The organism is Mycolicibacter acidiphilus (assembly GCF_018455725.1).
Classification (GTDB): domain Bacteria; phylum Actinomycetota; class Actinomycetes; order Mycobacteriales; family Mycobacteriaceae; genus Mycobacterium; species Mycobacterium acidiphilum.
Map to the genome: position 1 here is coordinate 74,954 of NZ_JAHCLR010000013.1, position 16,454 is coordinate 91,407.

Genomic DNA, 16,454 nt, shown 5'->3' on the forward strand with positions numbered 1-16,454 from the left:
GGCAATCCCGCACGTGATGTATGGGCGAAGCATCGGTGCCCCCTGATGTGTGAACTGCGTTCCCCTGTGGATAAGCCGTGATTAAGGCTATAACACCATCCGTTGACGCTAAGCGCGGCTGCGGTCACTGGACGGGGAAATGCCCGGTGGACGGCATCGAGGCGAGTGCGGCTGGTCCAATCCGGCGTCGGGATGGATCGACGCCGAGATCTCGTCGCAACGGATCGACGGCAACCTCGCCGAGACGCCGGCAGCCCCCGACCGTTTCAGCCACGGCGAGCCCGATCGGCCTGGTGTCGAAGGCTAATCCCGCAGGCGCACCACGACTTTGCCCTTGGCGGTGCGGTTCTCCAGTGCCTCGATCGCCTCGGCGGCCTGCTCCAGCGCGAACACGTGCGGCTGCGGCGGTGCCACCGCGCCGGAGGCCAGCAGCGGTTCCAGCTGCGCCCACTGCTGCGCCAGGTAACCGGGATGCGACATCACCCACGCGCCCCAGCCGACGCCGACCACGTCGACGTTGTTGAGCAGCAACCGATTGACCTTCACGGTCGGAATGGCGCCGCCGGTGAAACCCACCACCAGCAGTCGACCGCCCGGGGCCAGGCAGCGCAGCGAATCGGTGAAGCGGTCGCCGCCGACCGGGTCGAGCACGATGTCCACGCCACGGCCATCGGTCAACTCCCGCACCGCATCTTTGAAGCCGTCGACGAGAACCGTGTCGGTGGCACCGGCGGCGCGGGCCACCTCGGCCTTCTCCGGCGTGGAGACCACCGCGATCACCCGGGACGCACCCAGCGGGCCGGCCAAGCGCAGCGTCGAGGTGCCGATGCCGCCGGCGGCGCCGTGCACCAGCACCGTTGCGCCCGATGCGAGCCGGCCGCGTTCGGCCAGCGCGAACAGCACGGTCAGGTCGTTGAACAGCAGCCCGGCACCGGCTTCGAACGACACTGTGTCGGGGAGTGTGAAGACCTGATCGGCCGGCGCCGAGATCACCTGGGCCATCGCCCCGTTGAGCATGGTCAGCACCGCGACCCGGTCGCCGGCGGCGACATGCGCCCCGGCCGGCGCGCTGCGCACCACCCCGGCTGCCTCCCCGCCCGGCACGAACGGCAGAGCCGGTTTGTACTGGTAAAGGCCCCGGGACTGCAGGACATCGGGGAACGCCACCCCGGCGGCGTGGACCTCGATGACGACGTCGTCGCCGGCGGCGGGCTCGTCGAGTTCGACGATCTTCGCCCCTGCCGGACCGTCGAGTGCGGAGATCTGTACGGCGCGCATGATGGCCCTCTCGTTTGCTGTGGAGTCGGTGGTTACCCGAAAACCTAGACCACCGGGCGTAGACTCGCGGTGCGGCAGCGTTGCCGCGTCTGCGATGGGGTGGCGAATGAGTTCTCCGACTTCTTCAGAATCCGGTCGGCGCGGGGGCGTCGGCAAGTACGCAGCGGCCCTGCCGCCGGCACGCACGGTGGCGGTCAAGGCGGCAGATGGAACGCGGTTGCACACCCAGGTATTCGGGCCGGCCGACGGCTACCCGGTGGTGCTGGCACACGGGATCACCTGCGCCATCCCGGTGTGGGCGAACCAGATCGCCGACCTGAGCGCGGACCACCGGGTCATCGCCTACGACCATCGCGGGCACGGCCGCAGCGGTGTGCCACGGGGTAGCGGCTACAGCCTCACGCATCTGGCATCCGACCTCGACTCGGTGCTGGACGCCACTCTGAAGCCGGGGGAGCGCGCGGTCATCGCCGGACACTCGATGGGCGGCATCGCCATCAGCGCCTGGTCGGACCGGTACCGGCATCGGGTGGCCGAACGCGCCGACGCTGTCGCCTTGATCAACACCACCACCGGCGATCTGCTCGAGCACGTCGATCTGGTGCAGGTGCCGCGGACGCTGCGGTTCGCCCGCATCCAGGCGGCCCGCCGACTGCTGCTGATGTTCGGCAGTGTCCCGATCATCGGCCCGGCCACTCTGGCGGTGCGTCAGTTCGTCGAGATGCTCGCGGTGGGCCGGGACGCGGACCCGACGGTCACCGAGCTGGTCTGCGACCTGTTCGCGAACACGTCGGCGGCCGGGCGCGGCCACTGGGTGCGGACGCTGGTCGATGCGCTCGGTCCGGACCACATCAGCCTGGACGGCCTGACGGTGCCGACCCTGGTCATCGGCAGTACTCGGGATCGACTGCTGCCGATCGTCGCGTCGCACCGGATCGCCGCCACCGCACCGAATCTGTGGAAGTTCGTCGAACTGCCGGGCGGACACTGTTCGATCCTCGAGCACGCGGAACGGGTCAACCGCGAACTGCGCGGCCTGATCGAGTCCGTCGCCCCCTCGGCGGTCGGCCGGCAGGTCAGCTCCTGAGCCGCGACCCGGTGAAAGTCCTTGCCGCACTGAGCGGACTGACCGGCGTCGTCGAACAGACCCGGCAGTTGCGGGCCGCGGGGGTCGACGGCGTATTCAGCTTCGAGGGACCCCATGACGTGTTCGCGCCGCTGACGCTGGCGTCGACGGTCGGCGGGCTCGACCTGATGACGAACGTCGCCATCGCGTTTCCCCGCAACCCGATTCACCTCGCCCATCAGGCCAACGACCATCAGCTGCTCAGCGAGGGACGGTTCGTGCTAGGGCTGGGCACCCAGATCCGCACCCAGATCGAACGCCGCTTCGGCGTGGCGTTCGACCGGCCGGTGGACCGGATGATCGAGTTGGTCGCCGCGCTGCGGGCGATCTTCGAATCCTGGTCCACCGGAAGCCGATTGAACTTCACCGGTGAGTACTACCAGCACACGCTGATGACGCCGGCGTTCAACCCCGGACCCAACCCGTACGGGCCGCCGCCGATCTACGTCGGTGCGCTGGGACCCCGGCTGACCCGCGCCGCGGCCGAACACGCCGACGGTCTGCTGGTGATGCCGTTCTCCAGCAGGAGATTCCTGCACGAGGTGACGATGCCCGCGGTGCAGGCCGGCTTGCGCGCCGCCGGGCGTGGTGACGGCGAGTTCACCGTGGTGCCGGAGATCATCGTCGCCACCGGCGTCACCGAGTCCGAGCGGACCGCCGCCGAGGCCGCGACCCGCGCCCTGCTGGGTTTCTACGGGTCCACCCCGGCATACCGGCCGGTGCTGGCCGTCCACGGGTGGGAGGCACTGCAACCCGAACTCAACGCCCTGTCCAAGCAGGGCCGCTGGTCGGAGATGGGCGCCCTGGTCGATGACGAGATGCTGCACACCATCGCCGCCTGCGGGACGCCGGCCGAGGTCGCCGAGCGCATCCGGGACCGGGTCGCGGTGGCCGGCCGCATGGCGGGGGCCGTCTGCGTCTACCAGGCGGTGCCGTCGCCGCCGGCCCTGATCGGTGAGATCGTCGCCGCGTTGGGCCGGGAAACTTAGGGCGCCACCGACATCCAGTCGACGAACCCGGACGGGTCGTGGCGACCCAGCGCACCGTGCTCGTAGAGCCCCCAGCCCTGCACCGGTTCGCCGTCGCCGTCGCGACAGGTCGCCCGCCCGACGTGGTCGATCACCCCGAATCCGCTGCGCGCGACGATTGCCGGGTCAGTCATGTCGTAACTGCGCCGCTCGGTGAACTTCTCGCCCTTCCACTGGCCGTGCAACCAGTCGACGTCACCGCCGTAGCCCCCGCCCACGTGGATCGGGACCGGCAGTTTCGACTCCACCTCGAAGACCACCGGTGTGCCATCCGGTCGGGTGGCCTCGATGGTGGCGCCGGTGGGAATCCGGGTGCCCGAGCGGTACCGGGTCGTCACCCGCGGCCAGCCCAGCTGCTCAACGCGGCCGTCGGCCCACACCCGTGTGCAGTCGTTGAGCGACCGGAACCCGTCCGGCTCCTCCTGGATGATGAGCACGATCGCGAACTCGTCGAACGCGATCGGGGTGTACAGCCACCACATTCCATCGAACGGCGGATCGGCGGGCCGGCCGGCCGGTTCGCGCTCACCGACCGGACGGATGCCCCACGACCGGTCCCGCGAGCCGATCCACACCGCCGGGTCGACGGTGATCTCCTCGCCGTCGATCACCAGAGTCCCACTCCAGGAACCCAATTGGGCGAACCGCTGCGCGTCCAGGGTCACCCGGTTGCCGGAACGCAGCACATGAGGCTGCTCCTGCACCGGGGCGAATAGGCCCTGCCAGCTCAGGTCGACGGCGATGCCCTCGGTCTCGTCCATCACCACCCGCAGTCGGTGCAGCGGTTCGGTGACCTCGATGCGATAGGCGCCGACGTGCGGGTTCAACCGGTCCTGGTCGATCGCATCCGACAGGTGTACCGCGGTCTGGACATCGCCGCGGGAAACCAGTACGAACGCATCTTTGACGCCGAGGTTCGGGTAGTAGCCGATCCCGGTGATGAAGAAGATGTCGCCGGTGCGGTCGTGGGCGTTGAGGTAGGACCGGTCGTAGAAGTTGCGGTCGGAGGAACCGGGCCACGCGATCGGTTGCGGCACTTGGTGAACCGGGTATTCATCGAGCGGTCCGAGCATCAGGATTCCTCTCCGATCAGGCGTTTCAGCAGGGCGGCGTGGTAAAACAGGGACTCCGGGCAGGTGCCCTCGTCGGCTGCGGGGCGCTCCATCTCGCCGAAATGGATGCGCCGGGCGCCGGTGCGCATGAAGACCACCGCCCAGATCAACGCCGAGTACGCGTAGAACCAGTGCAGATCGGCCAGATCCACGCCGGTCACCCGGGTGTAGGTGGCGCGCACATCGTCCTCGGTCAGCACCTGTGGCAGTCCCGGCAGGGTCGCCATCTCGGCGATCTCCTGAAACACCTTGTGCGCGAAGATCAGCCACGCCACATCGAATTCGCGGGGCGCGATCGCCGCCTCCTCCCAATCCAGCACCGCGGCCGGGTGGAAATCGCGGTAGATGACGTTGCCGATGCGGGCGTCACCCCAGGACAGCACCGGCGGCCGGTCCGCCGCCGATTCCGGCCAGTGCGCCTCCAGCCAGGCGAAGGCCCGCTCGAGCAGTGGGGAGGGTCCGATGTCGCGGGCGGCGAACGCATACCAGTCCCGGACCCAGTTGATGTGCCGGCGCAACGCGGTGTCGCCGGTCCGGCCGTCGTCGAGGAACCCGAACGTCCGCTCCGGGTCGGGGATGGAATGCAGCGACGCGAGTACGCACACGGTGGCGTCCTGCAGTTCGCGCTGCCGCTCGGCTGGGGCGTCGCCGAACCAGTTGCCGCCGAACGTGTACGGCATGACATCCGGCGGCACCTCGCCGTCGATGCGGTCCATGACGAAGAACGGCCGGCCGAGCAGCTCGCCGGTCGGGTCGAGCCAGCGCAGCCGGGGGACCGGGACGTCGGTCAACTCGCCGACCAGACGCATCACCTCGAATTGGTGATCCAGTCGGTAGTTCTCGAACACGGGCACGTCGTCGGCGCCGGGCGCGACCCGCATCACCCAGTGCTGCTCGACCGGCACCCCGTCTTCGCTCCACCGGCCGGTCAGCATGATCGTCTCCGAGGACATGCCGTTGGCGTCGACGCCGCTCTCCACCGTGATCTCCGGCGTGGCACCGCCGGGCAAGCGCGCCGAGAGCCAGCCAGACATTACCGTGGGGAGGGTGCTGACATCGCGGCTGGAACGTTGGATTCGCCCGACGTCGTGTTCCACTGTCGGTTGTTCGCCCACGAGTGCGTCCTCCATCATCCAATTACGATACGATGAGTAGCGGTATGAAACCAGAGTCTTCGCCGGTTGGCAAGGGGCCGAGCGCCGGTCGGCCCAGGGATCCACGCATCGACGCTGCCATATTGCAGGCCGCCGCGGAGCTGGTTGTCGAAGTCGGGTATTCCAACCTGAGCCTGGCGGCGGTCGCCGAACGCGCCGGGACCACCAAGACCGCGCTGTACCGCCGCTGGCCCAGCAAGGCCGAGTTGGTGCACGAGGCGGCGTTCTCGATGCCGCCCAGTGCGGTCACCATGCCGGCCGGCGACGTGGCCGGCGATCTGCGGGCGATGATCACCGGGGCGCGCGATGTGTTCACCAGCCCGGTGGTGCGGGCGGCGCTGCCCGGGCTGATCGCCGACATGGCCGGCAACGCGGAACTGACCGCCCGGGTCCTCGGCCGGTTCGAGGGCCTGTTCGACGGGCTGCGGCACTGGGTGACCGACGCTGCGGCCCGCGGTGAGGTGCGCGACGGGGTGGACCCCGGGCGGCTGCTCGAGGTGATCGGCGGCGCAACCCTGTTCGGGTTGATGCTGCGACCCGGCGACGACCTGGCCGGCGACTGGGTGGAACAGGTCGCGGTCATCGTCACCCGCGGGGTGCTGGCGGCGCCGTGACCGAACCCTTTCCCGCGGACTGGCGTTCGGCACTGGTGCTGATGCCGCACCCCGACGACCCCGAGTACGGCACCGCAGCCGCCGTCGCCAAGTGGACGGCAGCCGGCAGGATCGTCCGATACGCCTTGGCGTCCCGCGGCGAGGCGGGGATCGCCGGCCTGGCACCGGCGGTGGCGGGGCCGGTCCGGGAGACCGAGCAGCGGCGGGCCGCGGCGATCGTCGGGGTGCACGATCTGCAGTTCTGGGACTTCCCGGACAGCGAGATCCGCAACACGGCGGCGCTGCGTGCGCGGATCGTGGCGGCGATCACCGACACCGAACCCGATGTGCTGGTGACGATCTACGGCGGCGCTCAGTTCGGGCCCGACGCACCTAATCAGCGCGACCACATCGAGTTCGCCGCCGCGGTAACCGAGGCCTACGACGGCCTGGCGGCACCGCCGCGCTGGCTGTTCCAGAGCGGCGGCCCGGCCACCCACGTCGAGGCGGTGGACGGCTACGCCGACGCCGCAGTCGCCGCGCTGGCAGCCCATCAGACCTACTTCGCGGTGCTCGATCCCGGTACCGCGGTGGAAGATCAGGCCCGGCGGATCGTCGACATGACGACACCCGCCGGTCCCGGAGGCCGGTTGTCGGGATTCATCTGCGAGCGGAGGGCATTTCGATGACCGAGGCGGCGAAACTGCGGATCGGCGTGCTTGGCGCAGCCCGGATCACCCCGACCGCGCTGATCAAACCAGCCCGCGACAACGTCGAGGTCGAGGTGATCGCGGTGGCGGCGCGCGACGCGGGCAGGGCGCGGGCATTCGCCGACAAACACCGAATCCCGAAGGTGCACAGCAGCTATCACTCACTGATCGCCGACCCGGACGTGGACGCGGTGTACAACCCGCTGCCGAATGCACTGCATGGCCGCTGGACCCGCGCCGCACTCGCGGCCGGCAAGCACGTGCTGTGCGAGAAGCCGCTCACCGCCAACGCCGACGAGGCCCGGGAGATCGCCGCTGCGGCGGATGCGTCCGGGCTGGTGGTGATGGAGGCGTTCCACTACCGCTACCACCCGATGACGCTGCGGATCGAGGAGATCATCGCCAGCGGCGAACTGGGGACGCTGCAGCGGGTGGAGGCGGCACTGAGCTTCCCGCTGCCGAGGTTCGCCGACATCCGCTACGACTACGCGCTGGCCGGCGGCGCGCTGATGGACGCCGGCTGTTACGCGGTGCACATGGCCCGCACGTTCGGCGGTGCTACACCGGAAGTGGTTGCCGCGCAGGCGAAGCTGCGTGACCCGCGGATCGACCGGGCGATGACCGCGGAACTGCGGTTTCCGGCCGGGCACACCGGCGCGATCCGGTGCTCACTGTGGTCGGCGAACCTGCTGCAGGTCAACGCGAGGGTCATCGGGGACCGCGGTCAGCTGCATGCGATCAATCCGCTGATGCCGCAGTACCCGCACCGGCTCGTGGTCCGGTCGGCAGACGGCAGGCGGGCCGAGCACTTCAGCCATCGGGCGTCCTATGCCTACCAGCTCGACGCCTTCGTAGGCGCGGTGCTGCGCGGCCAGGAGGTGCGTACGACGGCCGAGGACGCGATCGAGAACATGACCGTGATCGACGCGATCTACCGGGCCGCCGGGCTGCCGTTGCGTCAGCGAGCCTGAAGCGCGCTGTGCCAGGCCAGCGGGTTCAGGCGACGGTACGGGTCATGGCTGCGGAGGTCTCGCAGCTCCGCCAGGGCGGTCTCCAGCGCCCGCTGCGTGCGACTCTTGACCGTGGCCACCCAATCCCCGTCCGTGGCCGGTGCGGTGGTCTGGATGGGCGCGGCGAAGCGCAGATACATCCGTTGTGGGCGCGGGATCAGGGTCGGGCCGATGCCGTGCATGAGCGGCGGCGGGCTGTCCCGCCGGTCGGTCAGCTTCTCGCCGAGTTTCAGGCTCAGCCGGCCCAGCACGCTGTCGCGGGCGATTGGGCTGCGGTAGACGTCGTCGCCGCCGACCAACGCGGCCGGCACGATCGGGTAGTCGTTCTCCACCGCCAGTCGGGCGAACCCGGCGCGGCCCTCCCAGCGCAACCGGTATTCCTCGCCTTTGAACTTCGCGATCTCCCGTCCGCCGCCGGGGAACACCAGGATGGTCTGGGCGTGCCGCATCAGTTCGCGGGCGTTGTCGGGGGAGCCGATGACGGCACCGTAGGCGGCCAGCACGTCCCGGACCGGCCTCGGTAGTTCGCCCATCATCCGCTCGGTCAGCGGCCGGACTCGCGTCCCGATCGCCCGGCGCACGACATGCGGGATGAACGTGCCTTCCACGCCGGACACGGTGTGGTTGCCCACCACCAGGAACCGACCGTCGGGCGGCAGGTTCTCCAGCCCGTCGACGTACGGGCGGAACAGATCCACCAGGGGTTCAGCACCCCGGGTGAGGGTGTCGATGCCGCTGCGCAGCGTCTGCACCCGCTGCGGGGGATTCATGATCGTCTCAAGCCCGGGCATGTTCGTCATGGTGACCACCATACCAAACCAACTAGTTCGTCTGGCTATGCTGAACCGGTGAGATCGACAGGTGAGCTGCGGGGTGAGATCCTCGCCGCCGCGCGCTCGGAGTTCGCGCAGTACGGGCTCGCCGGTGCTCGGATCGACCGGATCGCCCGGACGGCGGCGGCCAGCAAGGAGCGCCTGTACGCGCATTTCGGTGACAAGGAGACGCTGTTCCACGAGGTGTTGGCGGCCGACGCCGCGGAGTTCCTGGCCGCGACACCGCTGCGCGCCGATGCTGTCGCCGAATTCGTCGGGGAGATCTACGACCTCGCTCGCACCCATCCTGAGCACTTCCGGATGATCAACTGGGCCCGCCTGGAGGGTGTCGACCTCGGCCCGCCGGACGGGGAGGGTTTGGACGGACCCGCGCAGGCCTTCGCCGCCATCCGGCAGGCTCAGGAGACCGGTGCCGTGGACCCGGCCTGGCGACCCGATGAGCTGCTGGTGCTGCTGTTCGGCCTCGGGCTGGCGTGGTCCTCGTGGCCCGACCCGCTCGCCGCGACCGAGGACGCTGACGAGATCGCCCATCGGCGCGCCTCCGCCGTCGAGGCCGCCACACGGATCATCGCGGTGCGCACCTAGCGGTCTTCGTCGTCGGGTGGGTCGGGGTCGCCGCGCAGGAGTTCGTCGGGGTGGTGGGCGTGGTTGATCTGTGGTGGGTTGGTGCCGTCGGTCCAGGCGAGGCGGCCGGTGTCGGTGCGGGTGGTGTGTTGTTCGCCGCGGGTTTCGGCGGCGTGGTCGGGTTCGCAGGCGAAATACTGCTTGTCGGCGTCGGTGCGCCCGCCACGGGCCCAGCCGGGTTCGTGGTGGACTTCGCAGTGGTAGCCCGGTTCCAGGCAGTTCGGCCGGGTGCAGCCGCGGTCGCGGGCGTAGCAGATCAGCCGTTGGTCGGCGGTGGCGATGCGTTTCTGCCGGCCCAGGTACAGGGGCCGTTTCATGTGGTCGTCGAAGACGGCCAGGTAGTGGATGGCGTTGGCGGCCATGCGGATCAGGTCGCGCATCGGTAGTCGGGAGCCACCGCCGGTGTGGGCCGGGGCAGGCATCGGCACATTCGGGTCGGTCACCGATCGGGCGGCTTGGTCGAGTTCGGCCAGGGTGGTGGTGACCACGACGGTGACGGGGTGGCCGCGGTGGGTGCCCAGGCCGCCGGAGGCGATGGCGGTGGACAGGGCGAGTTTGAGTGCGTCGTGGCGGCGTTGGGCGGGGCTGCGTGAGTCGCGCTCGGTTGAATCGGCGTTGTCGGGTTGGTGGCGGCCGGGGCGCACTGCGGCTACCACGGCTTCGAGGTGGGCGCGGGTTTCGGGGTCGAGCAGTGCGGTCAGTTTCGACATGCCGTCGGGGCCTTGCCGGCCCAGGGTCAGGCTGCGGCGGCGGGCGCGGTCGGCGTCGCTGAAGTTGCCGTCGGGGTTGAGGTCGTCGGCGATGCGCTGCCCGATTTTGGTGACGATGCCGGAGTCGAGCCGGCGGGCGTGGTCGACCAGGGCGCGTTCGGCCTGCGCGACCCGATCCGGCGGTACTGCGGCCGGTAGCAGGTCCACGGCGTCGCAGATCGCCCGAATGTGGTCTTCGCCGACCGCGCCCGCTTGCACTGCGGCGGCCAACTCGGGTAGCTCAGCGGGGATGGGTTCGCCGGTCAGGGTGCGCCGGGGCCGGATGCGGGCGGCCAGTCGGAATCGGCGGTTGATCTCGCGCGGGGCGATGCGCAGTCGCTGCCATAGTGCGGTGCGGACGGTGTCGGTGGCCGCGGTGTCGTCGGGCGGGTCGGCCAACTCCCCGAAGTAGCGGTACATCAGGCCGCGGTTGACCCGGCACTGGGTTTCCAGGCGTTCAGCCACCGCCACTCGGAAGTCGTTGCCCACCAGATCCGAGGAGGTCGTCTGCAACACGTCATGGGCGGCATCGACCGCGGCCAGCGCAGCGGAGATCGCCTCCCGCGCCGCCGTCGCACCCAGACCTGTTGCCATACCCCGACGCTAAAAACGGGTCCCGACAACAACGGCGGATCGGAGCCCACCGAACCCCCGGCCTGTGGATGAACCCCGAACTGGGGATAACCGGCCCTACCGGGCGAACATCGTTGCGGCGCCCAGCAAGTCGAGCGCCGGCTGCGGCAGGATGCCCAGCACCACGGTGACCGCGGCGCACAGTGCGATCGACGCCTTGCTCCAGATGCTGGGCAGCACCAGGTGCGGCGGGTCGTCGGGAGCGTCGGTGAAGAACATCAGCACGATCACCCGCACGTAGAAATAGGCGGCCACCGCGCTCATCACCACGCCGATCACCACCAGCGGCGCGGCATCGCCTTCAGCGGCCGCCTTGAACACCGCGAACTTACCGATGAAGCCGCCGGTGAGCGGGATGCCGGCGAACGACAGCAGGAACATCGAGAACAGCAGTCCCACAACCGGATAGCGTCGCCCCAGCCCGCCCCAGCGGTCCATGTCGAGCTCCTCCTCGCCACCGGTCCGCCGGATCAGGCTGATGACGGCGAACGCGCCGACGGTGGGGAAGCTGTAGGCGATCAGGTAGAACAGCGTCGACGAGATCCCGTTCGGGACCGCGGCCAGCACGCCGGTGAGGATGAAACCGACCTGGGAGATCGACGAATACGCCAGCATCCGCTTGACCCCGGTCTGGGTGATCGCGGCAACGGTGCCGACCAGCATCGTCAGGATCGACATCAGCCACAGCAGCGGCCGCCACTGGTCGTGCAGCGCCGGCGGCGCGATGTAGAGGATCCGCAGCATCGCCCCGAACGCGGCGACCTTGGTCGCAGCAGCCATGAAGCCGGTGATCGGCGTCGGTGCACCCACGTAGACGTCGGGAATCCAGGAGTGGAACGGTACCGCCCCGACCTTGAAGAACAACCCGACCAGCAGCAGCCCGGCACCGGTCAGCGTCATCGAGTCGACACCGCTGGCCAGCAAGCCGGCACCCACCTCGGGCAGCGACAGACTGCCGGTGGCGCCGTAGATCAGTGCGACCCCGAACAGGAACAGCGCCGACGAGAATGCACCCAGCAGAAAGTATTTCAGCGCCGCTTCCTGTGACAGCAGCCGGCGGTGCCGGGCCAGTCCGCACAGCAGGTACAGCGGCAGCGACAGCACCTCCAGGGCGACGAACATGGTGACCAGGTCGTTCGCGGCGAGGAACACCATCATGCCGCCGACCGCGAGTACGGTCAGCGGGAACACCTCGGTCTGCATGACTCCGGCCCGGTTCGCGTCGATCTCGGTGCGCCCGCCCGGGATGGCTGAGGCCTGCGGGGCGAACGACGCCAGCCCCGCACGGGCGGCCGCGACCGGCGCCGCCGCGGCACCCGGTCCCTCCGGCGCCGCCACGGGCCCGGTGCGTTCGGCGATGAAGAAGACGGCCATGACGCCGAGCACCAGCAGGGTGCCCTGCAGCACCAGTGCCGGCCGGTCGACGGCCACCGCGCCGAGTACCACGATCCGACCGGCCGCCGGCACCCGGCCACTGGTGGTCAGCAGCGTGGCCAGCGCCGCCAGGAGCCCGCCGACGGCCAGCACGACCTGCGTCGCATAGCGCGCCCGACGGGACACGAACGCCTCGAACAGCACCCCGACGACCCCGGTGCCGAAGACGATCAGCAACGGTGCGACCAGGGCGTATTCGATCTGGGGGGTTGGGATGCCGGACATGGTCAGCGGGCCCCTTCCGCGGTCAGCGGCGCCGGGTCGGTCTGCCCGATCGTGGTCATGGTGTGGGTGACGCCGGGGTTGATGATGTCCAGCACCGGCTTCGGGTAGAAGCCCAGGAACAGCAGCAGGGCGAGCAGCGGCGCGACGACGATCGCCTCGCGGGGCACCAGATCGCGGATCCGTTCACTGCCCGGCCGGACCGGGCCCGTCATCACCCGCTGGTAGAGCCAGAGCATGTAGATCGACGACAGCACCAGCGCGATGGTGCCGATCACCGCGGCCAGCCAGTACCGGTTGAAAGTGCCCAGCAGCACCAGGAATTCACTGATGAACGGCGCCAGCCCGGGCAGCGACAGGGTGGCCATCGCCGCCACCAGGAAAGTGCCGGCCATGACCGGCGCGACCTTCTGCACCCCGCCGAAATCGGCGATCGCCCGTTTGCCGTCACGCCGGGACACCATGAATCCGGCGATCAGGAACACCGCCGCGGTCGACAGCCCGTGGTTGACCATGTACAGCGTCGACCCGCTCTGACCCTGGCTGGTCATCACGAAGATGCCCAGGATGATGAAGCCGAAGTGCGAGATCGACGTGTAGGCGATCAACCGCATGATGTCCTGCTGGCCGATCGCGACCATGGCGCCGTAGACCACCCCGATCACCGCCAGCACCACGATCGTGGGGCGGAAATACGTTGCGGCGTCCGGGAACATCTGCAGGCAGTAACGCAGCAGGCCGAACGTACCGACCTTGTCCATCACCGCCATCATCAGCACCGCCGTCGCCGGTGTGGCTTCCACCGCGGCGTCCGGCAGCCAGCGGTGCAGCGGCCACAGCGGTGCCTTCACCGCGAACGCGAACATGAACCCGGCGAACAGCAGCTTGAGCATGTTCGGGTCGACGGTGGTGGAGCCCGGGGCGAACGCCGTGACCAGCGCCCGGAAGTCGAAGGTGCCACCGGTGCTGCCCTCGACGTTGCCGGCGCTGACCACATACACCCCGATCACCGAGGCCATCATGATCAGACCGCCGAACAGGTTGTACAGCAGGAACTTCAGCGCCGCCTGCGATTTGCGGGCACCGTTGCCGAAGCCGCCGATCATGAAGTACATCGGGATCAGCATCGCCTCGAAGAACACGTAGAACAGCAGCACGTCCAGCGACACCAGCGAGATCAGCACCATCGACTCGACGGTGAGTGTCAAGGCGAAGTAGGCGTGCGAACCTCGACTTCGTGCCCCGCCGTCGTTCCAGCCGGCCAGCATCAGCAGCGGCACCAACCCGGCGGTCAGCAGCACCAGCACCACCGCGATCCCGTCCACCCCCAGCGTGTACCCGGCGCCGAACGCCGGTATCCACGAATGGGATTCGACGAACTGGTAGGGCTCACCGGATGCGGTGCTGTCGAAACCGACGGTGACCACGACCGCCACCGCCAGCGTCGCCAGGCTCAGCAGCAGGCCGGTCCATTTCGCCAGCGCCTGGCCGCCGGCCGGCAGCACGATGACCAGGCCGGCGCCGGCCAGCGGGAGCAGCCACAGCACGCTCAGCCAGGGCAGGCAGGGCAGCGAGTCGAGCAGCCCGGCGTTCACAGCTGCACCGCCAGCACCACTCCGATGACCAGCACGGCGCCGGCGCACATCGTCAGCGCATAGGAGCGGACGAAGCCGGTCTGCAGACCTCGCAGCCAGTCCGAGCCCTTCGCCACCAGGGCGGCCAGGCCGTTGACCGAGCCGTCGACCGCGCGATCGTCGACTTCGACCAGGGTCTGCGCCAGCTCATTGCCGGGTCGCATGAACACCTCCTCGTTGAAGGCATCGCCGTACAGGAAGTTCCGTGCCGCGACGGTCAGCGCCGAGACGTCGGTGGGTGCGGTCACCGGCACCGGCTTGCGGGCGTACATGCCGTAGGCCGCGGCGCAGCCCAGCAGCACCATCGCCAGGGTGACGCCACCGCTGACCATCGGCGAAATCACGTGTGCCGCTTCGACGGCCGGCGCCAGGTCGGCGACCGGGGTGACGATCGGCTCCAGCCACCGCTCCAGTCCGCCGTAGACGAACAGCGCCCCGGAGAACACCGCCCCGATCGCCAGCACGATCATCGGCCAGGTCATCACCTTCGGCGCCTCATGCGGATGCTGCAGCGCCAGTTCGTCGGTGACCTCGCTCTCGGTGGAGGCCCACCGGCGGTGGCCGTGGAACGTCAGCAGCATCACCCGGGTCATGTAGAAGGCGGTGATCGCCGCACCGAGCACCGCCACCCCGCCCAGCACCCAGCCGCGGGTCCCGCCGCCGGCCAGGGCCGCCTCGATGATCGCATCCTTCGACCAGAACCCGGCGAACGGCGGGATGCCGATGATCGCCAGGTAGCACAGCCCGAACGTCGCGAACGTCACCGGCAGGAACTTGCGCAGCGCACCGTAGTGCCGCATGTCCTGCTCATCGTTCATGCCGTGCATCACCGCACCGGATCCCAGGAACAGCCCGGCCTTGAAGAAGCCGTGGGTGAGCAGATGCATGATCGCGACGGCGTAGCCGACCGGCCCCAGCCCGGCGGCCAGCACCATGTACCCGATCTGGCTGATCGTGGAGGCGGCCAGCGCGCGTTTGATGTCGTCCAGGGCGCAGCCGATGATCGCGGCGAACAGCAGGGTGAAGGCACCGACCACCACCACCGCCAGTCGGGCGTCGGCCGACAGGTCGTAGATCGGGCCGGAGCGCACGATCAGGTACACCCCGGCGGTCACCATGGTGGCCGCGTGGATCAGCGCCGACACCGGGGTGGGGCCCTCCATCGCGTCGAACAGCCAGGCCTGCACCGGAACCTGCGCGGATTTCGCGCAGGCGCCGAGCAGCAGCAGCAGCCCGATCCAGGTCAGCATCGCCGGTGAGCCGTCGGGGGCGGCGGCGAACACCTCGTCGTACTGCAGGGTGCCGAATGACGCGAACATCATGAACATCGCCAGCGACAGGCCGTAGTCGCCGACCCGGTTGGAGATGAACGCCTTCTTGCCGGCCGCCGCGGCGACGGGCTTCTCGAACCAGAACCCGATCAGCAGGTAGGACGCCAGACCGACGCCCTCCCAGCCCAGGTACAGGCCGAGGTAGTTGTCGGCGACGACCAGCATCAGCATCGCCGCGACGAACAGGTTCAGGTAGGCGAAGAACCGTCGGCGTTCGGTGTCGGCGGCCATGTAGCCGATCGAGTAGATGTGGATCAGCGCACCGACGCCGGTGATCAGCAGCACGAAGCAGATCGACAACTGGTCGATGAGAATGCCGAAGTCGATGCGCAGGTCGGCGACCGGCACCCAGTTGAACAGCCGGGTGTGCAGGGCGCGGTCGTCGGCGGGCCGGCTCAGCATCTCCGCGAGCAGCACCAGGCCCATGCCGAACGACGTCAGCACCGTCGCGCAGCCGAACAGGTGACCCCACCCGTCGCTGCGCCGGCCCAGCACCAGCAGGATCAACGCGCCCGCCGTCGGCAGCGCCACCAGCAGCCAGCTCAGCTGGCCCAGATATGTCATAGAGCTCCCCAAACTCCTAGCCGCGCAGCAGGTTCGCGTCGTCGACCGACGCGGAGCGCCGGGCGCGGAAGATCGTCATGATGATGGCCAGGCCGATCACCACCTCGCAGGCGGCGACGACCATCGTGAAGAACGCGACCATCTGCCCGTCGAGTTCGGTGTGCAGCCGGGCGAAGGTGACGAACGCCAGGTTGGCCGCGTTGAGCATCAGTTCGACGCACATGAACATCACCAGTGCGTTGCGTCGCAGCATCACCCCGGCAGCGCCGATCGTGAACAGCATCGCCGCCAGGTAGAGGTAGTTCTCCGGGTTCATTCGGTACCGCCCTTCGTACCGGCAGCGGCCGCCGCTGAGATCTCGGCCGCTTCTGAGGCCAGCTCCTCACGTTCGGCTTCGACGGCCTGGCGCTCGGCGTCCT

Annotated in this window: 15 protein-coding genes; 6 read left to right on the top strand and 9 right to left on the bottom strand. The window is 69.2% G+C overall.

Annotated elements, in window-relative coordinates; translation table 11 throughout:
• Positions 1-303: 303 nt before the first annotated feature.
• Entirely contained in the window at positions 304-1,278 is a 975-nt protein-coding gene (locus KIH27_RS08780; RefSeq protein ID WP_214092551.1) for an NADPH:quinone oxidoreductase family protein, read from the bottom strand.
• Positions 1,279-1,384: 106 nt separating this feature from the next.
• On the opposite strand from KIH27_RS08780, the gene KIH27_RS08785 reads away from it, so the two are divergent.
• Together KIH27_RS08785 and KIH27_RS08790 are read left to right on the top strand one after the other, a co-directional pair.
• Entirely contained in the window at positions 1,385-2,365 is a 981-nt protein-coding gene (locus KIH27_RS08785) for an alpha/beta fold hydrolase (protein WP_214092552.1), read from the top strand.
• 11 nt (positions 2,366-2,376) lie between these two features.
• Entirely contained in the window at positions 2,377-3,393 is a 1,017-nt protein-coding gene (locus KIH27_RS08790; protein ID WP_214092553.1) for a TIGR03617 family F420-dependent LLM class oxidoreductase, read from the top strand.
• Here KIH27_RS08790 and KIH27_RS08795 read toward each other — a convergent pair.
• Both KIH27_RS08795 and KIH27_RS08800 read right to left on the bottom strand, forming a co-directional pair.
• The gene (locus KIH27_RS08795) at positions 3,390-4,505 is read right to left on the bottom strand and encodes an Rv3169 family protein (protein ID WP_214092554.1); all 1,116 of its coding nucleotides are present in this window, start codon (positions 4,503-4,505) and stop codon (positions 3,390-3,392) included. The genes KIH27_RS08790 and KIH27_RS08795 overlap by 4 nt on opposite strands.
• The gene (locus KIH27_RS08800) at positions 4,505-5,677 is read right to left on the bottom strand and encodes a phosphotransferase family protein (protein ID WP_250149799.1); all 1,173 of its coding nucleotides are present in this window, start codon (positions 5,675-5,677) and stop codon (positions 4,505-4,507) included. Before KIH27_RS08800 ends, KIH27_RS08795 begins: the two co-directional genes overlap by 1 nt.
• Before the next feature lie 26 nt (positions 5,678-5,703).
• Between KIH27_RS08800 and KIH27_RS08805 the strand changes: the two genes are divergently transcribed.
• The 3 genes from KIH27_RS08805 to KIH27_RS08815 are packed head-to-tail and all read left to right on the top strand — an operon-like array spanning position 5,704 to position 7,972.
• Positions 5,704-6,312 (top strand): TetR/AcrR family transcriptional regulator, encoded by a 609-nt coding sequence (locus KIH27_RS08805; protein ID WP_214092555.1) that lies wholly within the window; start codon positions 5,704-5,706, stop codon positions 6,310-6,312.
• A gap of 41 nt (positions 6,313-6,353) precedes the next feature.
• On the top strand, positions 6,354-6,980 hold the full coding sequence (locus tag KIH27_RS08810) for a PIG-L deacetylase family protein (protein WP_214092597.1): 627 nt from the start codon (positions 6,354-6,356) through the stop codon (positions 6,978-6,980).
• Positions 6,977-7,972, top strand: coding sequence for a Gfo/Idh/MocA family protein (locus KIH27_RS08815; RefSeq protein WP_214092556.1), 996 nt, complete (start codon positions 6,977-6,979; stop codon positions 7,970-7,972). Before KIH27_RS08810 ends, KIH27_RS08815 begins: the two co-directional genes overlap by 4 nt.
• On the opposite strand, the gene KIH27_RS08820 is transcribed toward KIH27_RS08815, so the two are convergent.
• Positions 7,960-8,811: a lysophospholipid acyltransferase family protein gene (locus KIH27_RS08820; RefSeq protein WP_214092557.1), complete on the bottom strand. Its 852-nt coding sequence runs from the start codon at positions 8,809-8,811 to the stop codon at positions 7,960-7,962. The two genes, KIH27_RS08815 and KIH27_RS08820, sit on opposite strands and share 13 nt — an antisense overlap.
• 48 nt (positions 8,812-8,859) lie before the next feature.
• Between KIH27_RS08820 and KIH27_RS08825 the strand changes: the two genes are divergently transcribed.
• The gene (locus KIH27_RS08825; RefSeq protein ID WP_214092558.1) at positions 8,860-9,429 is read left to right on the top strand and encodes a TetR/AcrR family transcriptional regulator; all 570 of its coding nucleotides are present in this window, start codon (positions 8,860-8,862) and stop codon (positions 9,427-9,429) included.
• Here KIH27_RS08825 and KIH27_RS08830 read toward each other — a convergent pair.
• The 5 genes from KIH27_RS08830 to nuoK form a co-directional block, all read right to left on the bottom strand.
• Positions 9,426-10,811 (bottom strand): 13E12 repeat family protein, encoded by a 1,386-nt coding sequence (locus tag KIH27_RS08830; RefSeq protein WP_214092559.1) that lies wholly within the window; start codon positions 10,809-10,811, stop codon positions 9,426-9,428. The two genes, KIH27_RS08825 and KIH27_RS08830, sit on opposite strands and share 4 nt — an antisense overlap.
• A 96-nt stretch (positions 10,812-10,907) precedes the next feature.
• Positions 10,908-12,509, bottom strand: a complete 1,602-nt coding sequence (gene nuoN / locus KIH27_RS08835; protein ID WP_214092560.1) for an NADH-quinone oxidoreductase subunit NuoN — start codon at positions 12,507-12,509, stop codon at positions 10,908-10,910.
• Positions 12,510-12,511: 2 nt separating this feature from the next.
• Positions 12,512-14,101: an NADH-quinone oxidoreductase subunit M gene (locus tag KIH27_RS08840; RefSeq protein WP_372451330.1), complete on the bottom strand. Its 1,590-nt coding sequence runs from the start codon at positions 14,099-14,101 to the stop codon at positions 12,512-12,514.
• Positions 14,098-16,035, bottom strand: coding sequence for an NADH-quinone oxidoreductase subunit L (gene nuoL / locus KIH27_RS08845; protein WP_214092561.1), 1,938 nt, complete (start codon positions 16,033-16,035; stop codon positions 14,098-14,100). The genes KIH27_RS08840 and nuoL overlap by 4 nt, the downstream gene beginning before the upstream one ends.
• Positions 16,036-16,051: 16 nt before the next feature.
• On the bottom strand, positions 16,052-16,351 hold the full coding sequence (gene nuoK, locus KIH27_RS08850; RefSeq protein WP_214092562.1) for an NADH-quinone oxidoreductase subunit NuoK: 300 nt from the start codon (positions 16,349-16,351) through the stop codon (positions 16,052-16,054).
• Between the last annotated feature and the right edge of the window lie 103 nt (positions 16,352-16,454).